Below are 12,733 nucleotides of genomic sequence, written 5' to 3'. Positions count from 1 at the left end.
AAATTACTAAGCTTAAAACCATTAACTTAAAATAAGCTATATCTAAAGTAGTCTAGATGTAGGCATTAAAAAACCAATACTGAGTGTATTGGCTTTTTTGATAAGTTAAGTCTTTATCCTAATGAGTTAAAGATTAACACGTTTTCCTTTTGGGTATTTTACAGAATAAGAATGCTCAACCTTCTTTATTTCACCAGATGCTAAATCAATAATCCACTTTAATAATCCTTTTTCTTTATCATACTCAGATGTGCCAGTTTCAATATCATCTAGTTTTATGGACTTGTTTTGTGTAATAGGAATTCTATCTATAAGTGTTAACTGAATATTGGCTTGCTTATTATTTTTAACTTCAATTTCAAAACCCTTATAAACAACTTTATTATTCCCTATAAATGTGGTCTTCTTAAAGTCTTTTTTCTGAGTACGCTTTACAACAATATTTGGATCAACTCCTAACGAAATAGTTAAACTGTCTGTTGTGGCACCAGGATTAATATTTGTTTTACCTGAGTAGCTGCCTTCAAAATAGACATTAGCCTCTGCTGGTAGTAAGTTGTACTGCTCCCAGTTGCCAACTTTTGCAGTTAAAAACACATTCTCATTTAAAACTGGTGCAGCAAAGTAATTGTATTTTGCAGGTACACTGAATTTATCGATTTCTATAACAGTTACATCACCATCTGATGGAATACTATATGCTTTGTCAATTTCAAAGCGTGTATTGGTTATTCCTGTGTCTATAACAACACCTAACTCATTAGTTCTTCTTTGTGAAGTATTCCCAGTGGTAATAATTATTACACCATTTGCGGCTCTGCTACCATAAATTGCAGTGGCTTGATTGTCTTTTAAAACTTCAATTGACTCTATACTATCTGGATTAATTTTACTTGCTGCGCTAGCTTTTACAGGAACACCGTCAACAACATATAGGATATTGCTTTTACTTTCCAAAGTACTAGCACCTCTTATATTTATTCCTGATGCTGCACCATATAAGCCATTTACAATTTCTTCAGATTTTACTACAGATGTTGTGCCTGCATAAGCTCTACTGGTAGTTGTACCATAACCAATAACAACGACTTCATCTAAAGTATTATCAGAATCTAATGCCACATTCATAATACTGGAATGTATAGGGAGTTCTTCGGTTTTCATACCTACATAAGAATATTGCAAGGTGTTTCCGTTGGTAGTATTTAATGCGTATCTGCCATCAAAATCAGTTTGGGCACCAGTAGTTGTTCCTTTTACTAAAACACTTGCTCCAGGCAATGGCAAACCGTCATCTGCAGAAGTAACTACACCCGAAACTGTTTTTACCAAAGGGTTGTATTTGTAATTATAGCTTCTTGTGGCACGTTGCGATTGGTAATTACTGTAAGCGCTGATAAAGTTTAAGTATTTTGGATTTACTATTGGTTTTTCATTGTTTGTATTAGGATCACTCGTAGATAATACCAGTTTTACATCGGTCCAATCACATTCTGAGTTTTGAAACACATGTGCTTTGTATTCTAGATTTATGGGACTATTGATTTTTTCCGCTTTTAAATCATATATAGGAAACCAGCCAGCATTTTTAATATTATAAGATATTTTTAAATCTAGGTCTAATGGTTTGTCACTGTTTAGTTTTAAGGTTATCTCGCCAGTCTGTACTTTTTCATCAACATTTAACTCTGCTAATTGTTGTCTTATGTCATTTTGCTTCTCCTTATATTCTTCAATTATTTTATTCGATTTATGGATTGCCATTTTCAGTTCGGTCGTTCTTGTTCTGTAATATTTAGCAAAAGATTTTAGCTGTTCTATACTTACAACTTCTGTCTCATTACCTAGACTTTTATTATTTTGAATTAAGCTCATTTCTTCATTAAATCCAGATATTAAATCAAATTCGTTTTGAATACTATCATCTAGTGACTTTAGTTCTGTTTTTAATGCTTCAATAGAGTCATTTGGCTTTTGTTTAGATAAATAGTTAATCCCATAGTTAATGGATAAAATAGAAGCACCTTTGAGACCGGATACTTGAATACTACTTTCTTCTATCTGTGGTGATAATTTGTTAAAAGTAAACTCAGTAGTACCAGGTTTGAGATTTATTTTGGCGTTTCTATTTATTTCTGCACCATCTAAATAGACTGTAACATCAGTGATTTTACTAGATTTTTGTGCATATAAAAATGTGGTACACAATAGAATGAATAAAAATTGGGATAAGGTTTTCATAATGGTTTTGTATTTGTTTCTCTCAAAACTAGGGCTAACCAAAACTTAATTAAATCTGAAATGAGTGAGTGCACAATTGTATAAAGTGAAAGATATATTTCAATTAGTTAGCAAGGTTTTCTTGAATGCACCTCATAGATATTATCTGCACTTTTAACTTTTTAATCAATTATTATTGGGCTTATATCGAGTTTTTTCCTCTGTGGTTTTATAATGAAATATCTTTATGGTAACAAAAAATGTGCTATTAACTCAATTCGTTATTTTCCCTCAAACCCATAGAATTGAAATTAAATTTTTTGTTTAGATTAAATTAATTTTAAGTAAGTTGTTAATTTAAAAAAGCCTTTTAGAATGGATGCTAAAAGGCTTTTTTATGAGATGAATTTAGATTTCAGTTCTGGTGTCGGTATCATGCAATCGTCTTTTTTTCCATACCATTTGTAACGATTTTTGGCTATATAATTATAAACCCAATTTCTTATAAAGGATGGTATAATATAAAATACCACCAATAAATTTGAAGGGAAACCTAAGTGCCTGGCTATACCTAATGCCGCAGAAGATTTTTGCTTAATTGAATTGGTCTTTGGGTTATAAAGTAAAATGGAATCCGTCTTATTAGTGTCTATATTAAAAGTATCTATTATAGATTCACCTATTTCACTTTGCAAAGGTGCAAACAAAAACATATTTTTATCATCCCGCTTTATAACATATTGTACGCTATTATTACATAGGTTACATACACCATCAAACAGTATCAGTTGCTTATTTTGAGGTACTTTTTCTATCACAATGCAAAGATAAGCCTAAAGTTACAAAGTATTTAAAAACTGCGTTAAATCGTCTTCTTTGCCTAAAGAAAGTTTGTTCTTTAATCGGTATTTGGATTTTTTAACACTATCTGGAAGTACGTTGAGCATTGAAGCAATTTCCTTGGTAGATAAATTCATTCTTATAAATGCGGACAGCCTAATTTCTTTCTCCGTGATATCATTAGAAATGGATTTAATCTTTTCATCAAAATCATTATGTACTTCAGCAAAATAGGATTTAAAAACCTCCCAGTCTTTGTCTTCAGCACTTTCTTTTTTTAGCAACATTACGAGACGTCTAAACTCTACTTTAAACAGTTCTGGAGATGCCTTGATTTTTTCTAGATTCTCTTTTAACTCTTGAATAAACGTATTTTTCTGTACTAAATGAAGTGTTTGTGAGGCTAGTTCTTTCTTTTTGAATTCTATTTCTTGTTTGTAGATTTCTTCTTGTTTTTCGCGAGCAATCCTATTCTTTTTTATACGTTGTCTAAATCCAAAAAACAGTAAACCAGATATGGCAACAAAGGCAAACATACCACCAGAATAAAGCCCTTTTCGCAGATTACTAATTTCTACTTCTTGACTTAAACTTTTTATTTCCTCTTTCTGTAGTGCAATTTCGGTTTCTTTCTTTTCAGTTTCGTAAATGGTTTTTAACTCTTCTATTTGTTGTGATTTTTTAGAATTAAATAAGCTATCATTTAGTTTTTGAGATTCTTTTAAGTAATGGACAGCCCTTTCCGCTCTATTGGTTTTTAATAGTATCTCTGAGCGGAAATTATAAAGATCTTTTAAATGTGGTAATGCACCTATGGACTTGCTGAGTGCTATGGCCTTATCATTATTATTTAGAGCATCAGAAAAATTATTGGTATGGTAATCGATTTTAGACAATCCACTATAAATATTGACCAAACTTAACTGCAGCTTTTCTTTTTCAGATATTTGCTTAGCATTCACCAAGAGCGTTTTAGCCTCTGCATAATTTTTGTTGATTATCTCTAACTCAGCTAAATTATGCATACTATTTGAAAGCGAAAGTTTGTCTTCCACCGTTTTAGAATACTGTATAGCTATGTCAAAGTGTTTTTTTGCTTCTTCATAGTTTTTTAGATTTTGATAGGAGATCCCTAAAGAATTATGAGCGTAAGCAGCGTACATCTTATCATCAATCCGCTCGTAAATTTCTATAGCTTCCTTAAAGTAATCAATTGAAGCTTTGTGATTTTCTAAAGCAGATTCAATATCACCAATCTGTTTTAAGACATCTGCTTTTCTTGATTCGTGATTTATCACTTCAAAACATTTTAAGGCTTTAAGAGCTTCAGTTAATGCAATTCTATAGCTTCCTTTTTCAATATAGATATTAGCTAACGCACTATGTTGTGCCCCAATAAATTTGGTTTTAGATTCACCATCTTCCTCATTATCTTGTATGGATTTTAGAGTTTCCTTTGTAAGAGCAATGGCCTCATCTAGTTCACCATTAATTTGTTTTATACTAGATATTGAATGATTTGTAAAGATAATTCCCCTTGTACTTTTTATCTCTTTAAAATATGCCTTCCCCTTATTGTAGTAGTATAAAGCAGAGTCATTTTCGCTTCTATTGGAGTGGTAGTTCCCCAAGTGCAAATTGCCAACACCTAGTCCTCGTTTGTAGTTTATTTTTTTTGAAATTCTTAGTTCTTCCAGAGCATATTGTTTCGCTTCTTCTGGCTTAGAAAACATTAACTTTTCATGAAGCCTAGTTAAAATAGAGACTTTAATGGAATCGTCAGTGGTCCTTTTTTTTAATTCAAGTTTTAAACTGTCTATTAATTTTTTGTGCTGGGAAAACCCTAATTGCGTTAATAAAGCGAATATTAAAATGAAAATTGTTCTTTTCATGAGATGGTTATTTAGCTTTAACTAAGGTAGTTATAAAATTTTAACTAAATGTTGAGTTGTAAAGTACATTAGACAAGCTAGAAGGTCTGTCTATATAAATGACCTGATTAAAATAGTTTCTGAGTTTTTTAAATTTTATCATTAAGTAATTTATGTGCGATTTAAAATGAACCAAACTACTGTCTAAAACATCAATAAATTCATAATTACAGAATTATATAACCAAATAACAATGGTAAAAAGTCACTTTTTTTATATTTTTTTCTAGAGCATTATGTCCACCAAATGTCCACAAAAATTATTTTAATCGAAAAATTAAATAATTGATTATCAAAGCATTAAAAATCAAGAATTTGTTTGTTTTGATTAAGGGCATATATTTTGTTGATAATAGTGTCCACTGTTTGTCCGTATCAAAAATTAGTTTTCATATCGTTTCGTGGCTAGCTTTGAACTGTCGCTAATGTCGACAAGAACACATTTTGTGGGGTCTTATTTTGGATAAGGCTGCAGACTTTCCAAATTAAGATATCTACAAATTAATTAAGAACCACAAAAAATCTTTAAAAATGAAAACAACACACACTATTTCAAGGACATTTTTAATCACAATTATGACATTTGCATTATTATCAATTTTCAGTTGTAGTACCGATGATGATAATGGTGGAGGACAAGCGCAAGTAGATTCTTTTAGGGTTGAATTGGTGAAAATTAGAGCTGCCGCTATAGCTAATTCAAGTGAAAATAATACTTTGGAAGTTTATGGTACAATAGCATCAAGATTAGTTATTGGTAATAATACTAATGTACAGACCTTATGGTCTTTAGCAGAAGCAGAAGCCATATCTGTTACGCCTAGTGAAAGCCAATTGACTGGAACTGCATCATTTAGCATTGATAGAAGTAAAATGTCTAGCAGTATGTTTTTTATGGAAGGTCAACTCAGAGAAAGAGATAATTCAAATCCAGATGATAACTTAGGCAGTGCAAGCACAACTATAGATCTTAATAACATCGGAAACACTCAGGAGTTTGAGATTTTATTCAACTCAGATCCAGATCAACAGGTTGCTATTACTTATAGCATCACTAAGCTATAGTGTTTTTTCGGTTGATACCATGGTTATAAATAAACAACTCTGGTAGTAGGTATTATTTTTTAGCCTCAACCAATTCTAATAAATCTAAGCCAACGTTAGTTGTAAACATACCATAATTAACGTTGGCTTTTCCTTTTTCAATAGAATCGATACTTCCCACAGCTCTGCCATCATGCATGCGTACACGGTCACCAACTTTTAGGATAGGTTTTGGTTTTTCTACTTTAACCTCTTTTTTCTTGGCAGCCTTTTTCTTTTTTCTAATAACTTCAACTTTCTTTTCAGCTTCTTGTTTTATCTGTTTTTCCTTTGCTTTTTCAGCACGTTTTTGTTTTGTGGATAGTTTCTTTCGTTTAGAATTTTCAATTTGAACCAATCTGAATAACTCAGCCATCAGCTCTCGCTTTTTCTTGTTATTCTGAAATTTTTCTGCTAAGTCGTTAACCTTTTGGCCTAAGTAGATTAAGCGTTGGTTACTGTCATATAACTCTTGAAAGCTCTCTAATTTCTTTTGGATCTTAGTATTTGTTTCCTCCAGTTTCTCCGCTTCAGAAAGTTTTTTCTTTTCGTTGGCTTTTAAGGATTGCTCGGTTTTTTCTAATCGACTTCGTTGTTTCTGAAGCTTAGCTATAGTAGCATCAAAACGTACTTTTCCACGCTCTATCTTTTTCTTGGACTTATTTATTAAGCTATAAGGAATGCCGTTTTTTTGAGCGACTTCAAACGTAAAGGAGCTACCAGCTTGGCCAGTTGCCAATTTGTACATAGGCTCTAGGCTTTTTTCATTAAACAGCATATTGGCATTTTGCATATTGGGTAATTCATTTGCCAAAAGCTTTAGATTAGAGTAGTGTGTAGTGATGATGCCAAAAGCTTTTCTATCGTAAAATACTTCTAAAAAGGTTTCTGCCAAAGCTCCACCAAGTTCAGGATCACTTCCAGTACCAAACTCATCAATTAAAAACAGCGTCTTTTTGTTTACCTTTTTGAGAAAGTAATTCATCTGTTTTAAGCGATAACTATACGTGCTCAAATGATTTTCTATGGATTGGTTATCTCCTATATCACTAAGTACTCTGTCAAACAAACAAGTTCTACTGCGCTCGTGAACAGGAATCAACATTCCACTTTGTAGCATTACCTGTAACAGTCCAACCGTTTTTAAAGTGATACTTTTTCCACCTGCGTTTGGCCCAGAGATGACGATTATTCGATTGTTCTCACTTAAATCAATAGTTTGAGGAAATGTTTTTTCACCTTTTTCTTTGTTGGTTAAATAGAGTAGAGGATGGTAGGCATCTCGCAGATGGATATTACGCTCGTTTGTAATTTCTGGTAAAATGGCATTAATACGCTTTGCATATTTTGCCTTGGCAGAAATCACATCGACTTTAGTTAAAAAGGACTGATAATCATTTAAAAGTGGAAGAAACTGTCTGATATAATCTGTTAACTCCTTGAGAATTTTAATGACTTCCTCCTTTTCTTCATATTGTAAATTATTGAGTTCTCTGGTATGTTGCAGCGTTGTCTCTGGTTCAATATAAACTATGCTACCCGTTTTACTACCTCCCATTATGGCACCTTTAACTTTTCTACGGTACATGGCTTTAACCGCTAAAACACGTCTATTTTCAACTACAGATTCACGGATATCATCTAGGTAATCAAGCCCGTGATATCTGCTCAAGGCAGAAGAAAAACTGCTGTTTATTTTCCCTTTAAGTTTATTAATATCTTGTCGCAGTGCCGCTAATTGTGGAGAGGCATCGTCTTTGATATCTCCAAAACGGTCAACAACATTATCTACCTGTTCTATGATTGTTGTGGTTACTTCTATATGTTGACTGTATTGATGAAGTTTTGGGTAATATTCTTTAAATTTTTCTAGAAACTTAACAATGCTATTTACGGTAAGAGATATGCTTACCAATTTCTGTAAGCTAGGAACTTCAAGGTAGGTGTTTTCAATGCCAAGAAGTTTGAGTTCCTTAGATATGGTCTCAAAGCCGTGATTGGGAATGCGATTATCGTTATCGAAAGAAGACAAGTACTCATTCACATAGTCCAACTCACGTATAAGCTGAGACTCTGCTTCAACAGGTAGCAAAGCCAGGACAGCCTCTTTTCCTAAAGCTGTAATAGAATGTTCACTAATTTGTTCTAAAACCGTAAAAAACTCAAGATCCTTTAAGGTCTTTTCATGAATACGTATCATGGACTGTACTTCGTTTCTAAAGATGCAAATTTAGTTTAAATGTAACGATATGCCTAACGTGTAATTTTAGTATTGTAATCCTTATTTTTGAATAAACTTTTATTGTTTATGAATGTTGATATCCATCAAAGTTGGAAACCCTATTTAAAACCAGAATTTGAAAAACCATACTTTAAAAATTTAGTCGAATTTGTGAAAAGTGAATATCGCAACCATACATGTTATCCAAAAGGCTCAGAGATTTTTAATGCATTTAACCATTGTACTTTTGATGATGTTAAGGTTGTCGTTATTGGTCAAGATCCATACCATGGAATAGGACAGGCCAATGGATTGTGTTTTTCTGTTAATGATGGTATCCCTCATCCTCCTTCACTGATTAATATCTTTAAAGAAATTGAACAAGATTTGGGCATTACATATCCAAAAAGTGGTAACCTTATACCTTGGGCAGACCAAGGAGTCTTATTGTTAAATGCTACGTTAACGGTTAGAGCACACCAAGCTGGTAGCCATCAAAAAAAGGGTTGGGAGCAATTTACAGATGCAGTTATAGAGCTTATTAGCCAAGAAAAGCAAAATGTGGTTTTTCTTCTTTGGGGAGGATTTGCCAAAAAGAAAAAGAAATTAATCAATACGGCGTTACATTCAGTTTTAGAAACAGGTCATCCCTCTCCATTAAGTGCAAATAGAGGCTATTGGTTTGGCAATAAGCATTTTAGTAAAACTAACTCCCTGTTGCAGCGAGCTGGCGAGTCTGTAATTGACTGGAAACTAGAGTAGTGGTAGGCTTTTGAGTTCTTATAACACGTGGCTTTTTGCTCTCCACCTGTTTAGACGTCTTGTTGCAACTAAAAATCAATAATAAAAAATTAACAGCAACTAAAAATGATAAGATCAGCGTAATGGTTAGAATCATATTAGGCTCATTATATTGTTAATAGCTTCGATTTGGTTAAAACAAATGTAACTAAAAATTTGAAATACTGAAAGTTATGAACAAAAACTGTAAGATTTGACTTTAAAACCTTTAACAGAAATTAACACATTTAAGCGGTATTTACTGGTGTTTTGGCGATTTAGAATATTTTACAAATATTTTGAAAAAACTTACAAAATTGTTGAAAACTAGCTGCTTTTTTAGCTTAATTTAAGTTTAGAGTTTATGAATCAACTCGGAATATCCGACTTTTTTAGGAATGATATCTAGGTTAAAAAGTTGGTCTTGTACATTGTTTAGGGTCTTTTTGTCAATAAGTTCTTGGGACCATTCTGTGAGCGATAACCATTCTTGTACATCCTCTAATTCTTGCTCGTAGCGATTGGCAATAGTTCTGTCAATACTGGGAATGGATTTAAACTCTAGAGTAGTTTGGTTAATAATGTCTAAAATGGTCTTTAAATGGTCTTCATTGTTTTCAATAAATTCATCCCTTACCGCTATGACAAAACAAGGCCAAGGAGAAGGACATTCTCCAATTCTTCTAAAAATGCCATCATCTACCAAAGGTTTTGTGGTAAATTTTTCCCACATAAAATAATCAGCATCTCCATTGGTAAGACCTTCTACTGCACCATCTAGGTTTTTAATAACTTCAAAATTAAGATCTTGGTCTAAATTCCAGTCATTTTTTTGGGCATTGATATAAGCCATTAAGTGAGAACCTGACCCGTAACGGCTAATTGCAGCTTTTGTGCCTCTAATGTCTTCAGTGGTTTTGAACTTTGAATGTTCTGCCACATGAATACCCCAAATTAATGGAGTTTCTACAAAAGTCTGTACTATTTTAGAAGGATTCCCGGCAATGATATCTTTTATGATGCCTTCCGTTAGGATAACGGCAATATCAATATCACCATTGCGTAAACCTTTGCACATATCGCCCGTACCACCATAATAGTCGTGCCATCTTAGATTAATGTCCTCGGTTTTGTATTCGCCGTTTTTTAAAGTGAGGTACCATGCTAAATTAAAATGCTCTGGTACGCCTCCTATATTTACTTTTTTCATGTTTACTTCCTACTAGGGTAGGAGTCTTTTATGTTATATACTAATTACTTTGGTATAATTATGGTTTAATAATTTACTCAAAGCTTTTATATTTTTTTCATAATCCAATTTGATATGTTTTCAATTCGGAAAATTATAATTAATGTCAAAATAGTTTTAAGAATATAATTTGGCATTGCAAAATCAGTTAGCTCAACGTCTTCATTTCCATTTAGCCTCGAAAATAATTTACCAATGTAATCAATAAAGTCAGGAAATAGATACATTAATTTAGCTAGCCAAATAATTCCAACGGTCAATAAAATAACTTTAGCTAATGATTTAGGATTCAAATCTACAGCAATTTCATTTTCTGATTTTACTAGTTTTTTAGAAATCCATTCTGCTTTTACGAATAGAAATATTGAAACAATAATATTTGCTATAGTCAAAAAGGTTCCGGTAAAGTAGAATTTGTCTATCGGTTCAGCCAATAACTCATCAAATCGTGCCATTGTTGCGGCTCCATAAATTGAAAAAAAGTAAGAACCAAAATGGTCAAAAATCTTAGTGAATAAATAAATTCCTGCAATTCTTATAACTAGTGATGTTAAACTTTGATGGGTCATTTCTTTTCCGTTTACTTTATCGATTTCCTAACCATCAAATATTAACAATCCTCTCCAAAGCATATAAAATCAGCTTTTCAACCGTCTTCTTTGGGTCTTTACTAAAATCTCCTGTGGCTCTATTGGCAATTATGGCATTAAGCGATAAGGCTTCGTGACCCAATAATTTTGAAAGCCCATAGATTACAGAGGTTTCCATTTCAAAATTTGTGATTCTAAAATCCCTATAACTGAAATTATCGAGTTTTGAGTTTAAATCAGGATCGTGCAATGGTAATCGCAGTACACGTCCTTGTGGTCCATAAAAACCACCTGCAGTACCTGTCATGCCTTTAAAAACAATATCGCTTGCAAAGTATTTTTCGAGATATTTGCTGTTGTTGATGATGATTGGTCTGGCTTTGTTTTTATCCCATCCTGTATGTGCAATAAAAGCATCTTCAATTTCAGGATTGCTAATGCCATCAATTTGGTAAAAATGCAACATGCCATTAACATCCAAAGCATGTGTACTAATTAAAAAGGCATCCACTGGAATATCTGCTTGCAAGGAACCAGAGGTGCCAATTCTAATAATATTTAGGCTAGAGAGTTCAGTCTTTGGTTGGCGTGAATTTAAATCAATATTAACCAGAGCATCGAGTTCATTTAAAACTATATCGATGTTGTCTGGCCCAATACCAGTAGAAATAACGGTAATCCTACGATCTTTATAATATCCCGTTTGTGTTTTGAATTCGCGCTTTTGGGTGCTGAACTCAATACTGTCAAAGTGCTTGGTAATCTTCTCTACACGATCTTGGTCACCGACAAAAATGATGGTATCAGAAATATCTTCTGGTTTAAGATTTAAATGATAGACACTGCCATCTGGATTTAAAATTAATTCTGAGTCTTTAATTGGCATGCAATATGGTTTTAACTAGCTTATTTTGATCTACATTGAATTGAAATTCTAATCGCTTTACACCTCCGTAGGTCATGTTGTTATTCATTTCTGAAGCAAAATTATAACGCCTCAGTAAAGCTTCATGACCTTTTCGATTGAGTTTAATACTGGTTTCTGTTTCGTCAAAAAATATAGAAAGCTTATCAATCATTCTTTTGTGTTGTAAATCACCAAACCCATAGTAGCCTTGGTAATTTAAACTGTAGCCCAATAAATGGTGTCTGGATTTTATATCATTATCCCTTACAAGTCTAAGAATATTGTCTTCTAATACACTGAGTCCACTTTTTTGGTGTGGAAAACGTTTTAAATGCGCCTTTAAGCAATTGGTCATGTACTTAAAGTTAGAGTTGGTAACTATATAGGGCTTTAAAATATTATGATCTGTGCCGCAATAGGTTCTCCAGAGGGCTTTAGCCAAATCAATATCTTCTTGGGTGAGCAATACCTTGTTATCGTAATGTTCTTTTATCTGATCTGCATCTAACTCGCTTAGACCTTTTAGGTTTTTTTCGCCATCCACACGTCCGCTACAAACAAGGTAGAGCGGTTTATTTATTTCTTTTTGATGCAGAAGGTTAATGACTCCAATCATATTAATATGGCAAAATAAATCATATTCAAACCATAGATTAATTTCTGAGTAGTCATCAACATTATCTAGTTTAGACAACTCTTTTTTAAGCTCGTTTGTATCTACTTCAATATCATAGAACTCTTTTAGGAATTTTGATCTTAAGTCAAAAAATTCTTCCGAATCGATAGCGGGAATCGTAGGTCCTTCACATAACATTTCTTGCCACGTTAAAATATCATCGGTAAAATCTAATTCCCTTAAATAGTCTGTGAGCGTATTGCCATTGGTGATATGAAGTACTTTTTTAGACATATA

The 12,733-nt window shown here is 32.8% G+C and carries 10 protein-coding genes; 2 read left to right on the top strand and 8 right to left on the bottom strand.

The window, feature by feature from the left end:
* Positions 1–126: 126 nt before the first annotated feature.
* The 3 genes from ACQ65V_RS12835 to ACQ65V_RS12825 all read right to left on the bottom strand — a co-directional run bounded on the left by ACQ65V_RS12835 (position 127) and on the right by ACQ65V_RS12825 (position 4,952).
* Complete coding sequence (locus tag ACQ65V_RS12835; protein WP_430468204.1) at positions 127–2,241, bottom strand: mucoidy inhibitor MuiA family protein; 2,115 nt, start codon at positions 2,239–2,241, stop codon at positions 127–129.
* A gap of 374 nt (positions 2,242–2,615) precedes the next feature.
* Positions 2,616–3,038, bottom strand: coding sequence for a thiol-disulfide oxidoreductase DCC family protein (locus ACQ65V_RS12830; protein WP_430468203.1), 423 nt, complete (start codon positions 3,036–3,038; stop codon positions 2,616–2,618).
* A 21-nt stretch (positions 3,039–3,059) separates the two neighbouring features.
* Positions 3,060–4,952, bottom strand: a complete 1,893-nt coding sequence (locus ACQ65V_RS12825) for a tetratricopeptide repeat protein (protein ID WP_430468202.1) — start codon at positions 4,950–4,952, stop codon at positions 3,060–3,062.
* 569 nt (positions 4,953–5,521) lie between these two features.
* On the opposite strand from ACQ65V_RS12825, the gene ACQ65V_RS12820 reads away from it, so the two are divergent.
* Complete coding sequence (locus ACQ65V_RS12820; protein ID WP_430468201.1) at positions 5,522–6,055, top strand: hypothetical protein; 534 nt, start codon at positions 5,522–5,524, stop codon at positions 6,053–6,055.
* 52 nt (positions 6,056–6,107) lie between these two features.
* Here ACQ65V_RS12820 and ACQ65V_RS12815 read toward each other — a convergent pair whose 3' ends face one another.
* Complete coding sequence (locus ACQ65V_RS12815) at positions 6,108–8,273, bottom strand: endonuclease MutS2 (protein ID WP_430468200.1); 2,166 nt, start codon at positions 8,271–8,273, stop codon at positions 6,108–6,110.
* 108 nt (positions 8,274–8,381) lie between these two features.
* On the opposite strand from ACQ65V_RS12815, the gene ACQ65V_RS12810 reads away from it, so the two are divergent.
* A complete protein-coding gene (locus ACQ65V_RS12810) occupies positions 8,382–9,056 on the top strand; it encodes a uracil-DNA glycosylase (RefSeq protein ID WP_430468199.1) in 675 nt (224 codons plus the stop codon).
* Positions 9,057–9,429: 373 nt separating this feature from the next.
* Here the strand turns inward: ACQ65V_RS12810 and ACQ65V_RS12805 are convergent, their stop codons facing one another.
* The 4 genes from ACQ65V_RS12805 to ACQ65V_RS12790 all read right to left on the bottom strand — a co-directional run bounded on the left by ACQ65V_RS12805 (position 9,430) and on the right by ACQ65V_RS12790 (position 12,730).
* Positions 9,430–10,284 (bottom strand): substrate-binding domain-containing protein, encoded by an 855-nt coding sequence (locus ACQ65V_RS12805; protein ID WP_430468198.1) that lies wholly within the window; start codon positions 10,282–10,284, stop codon positions 9,430–9,432.
* 86 nt (positions 10,285–10,370) lie between these two features.
* Positions 10,371–10,892 (bottom strand): hypothetical protein, encoded by a 522-nt coding sequence (locus ACQ65V_RS12800; RefSeq protein ID WP_430468197.1) that lies wholly within the window; start codon positions 10,890–10,892, stop codon positions 10,371–10,373.
* Between the two features lie 34 nt (positions 10,893–10,926).
* On the bottom strand, positions 10,927–11,799 hold the full coding sequence (locus ACQ65V_RS12795) for a nucleoside phosphorylase (protein WP_430468196.1): 873 nt from the start codon (positions 11,797–11,799) through the stop codon (positions 10,927–10,929).
* Positions 11,789–12,730 (bottom strand): DUF1835 domain-containing protein, encoded by a 942-nt coding sequence (locus ACQ65V_RS12790; protein WP_430468195.1) that lies wholly within the window; start codon positions 12,728–12,730, stop codon positions 11,789–11,791. The genes ACQ65V_RS12795 and ACQ65V_RS12790 overlap by 11 nt, the downstream gene beginning before the upstream one ends.
* Positions 12,731–12,733 lie beyond the last annotated feature (3 nt).

It is taken from the genome of Winogradskyella ouciana (genome assembly GCF_965284585.1).
Taxonomy (GTDB): domain Bacteria; phylum Bacteroidota; class Bacteroidia; order Flavobacteriales; family Flavobacteriaceae; genus Winogradskyella; species Winogradskyella ouciana.
The sequence above is the reverse complement of the archived record's forward strand: the minus strand, read 5'-3'. Positions and strand labels throughout refer to the sequence as shown.

Coding starts and splice junctions, on each gene's coding strand:
- ACQ65V_RS12835 (WP_430468204.1), bottom strand. CDS start 2,241: ATGAAAACCTTATCCCAATTTTTATTCATTCTATTGTGTACCACATTT.
- ACQ65V_RS12825 (WP_430468202.1), bottom strand. CDS start 4,952: ATGAAAAGAACAATTTTCATTTTAATATTCGCTTTATTAACGCAATTA.
- ACQ65V_RS12820 (WP_430468201.1), top strand. CDS start 5,522: ATGAAAACAACACACACTATTTCAAGGACATTTTTAATCACAATTATG.
- ACQ65V_RS12815 (WP_430468200.1), bottom strand. CDS start 8,273: ATGATACGTATTCATGAAAAGACCTTAAAGGATCTTGAGTTTTTTACG.
- ACQ65V_RS12810 (WP_430468199.1), top strand. CDS start 8,382: ATGAATGTTGATATCCATCAAAGTTGGAAACCCTATTTAAAACCAGAA.
- ACQ65V_RS12805 (WP_430468198.1), bottom strand. CDS start 10,284: ATGAAAAAAGTAAATATAGGAGGCGTACCAGAGCATTTTAATTTAGCA.
- ACQ65V_RS12800 (WP_430468197.1), bottom strand. CDS start 10,892: ATGACCCATCAAAGTTTAACATCACTAGTTATAAGAATTGCAGGAATT.
- ACQ65V_RS12795 (WP_430468196.1), bottom strand. CDS start 11,799: ATGCCAATTAAAGACTCAGAATTAATTTTAAATCCAGATGGCAGTGTC.
- ACQ65V_RS12790 (WP_430468195.1), bottom strand. CDS start 12,730: ATGTCTAAAAAAGTACTTCATATCACCAATGGCAATACGCTCACAGAC.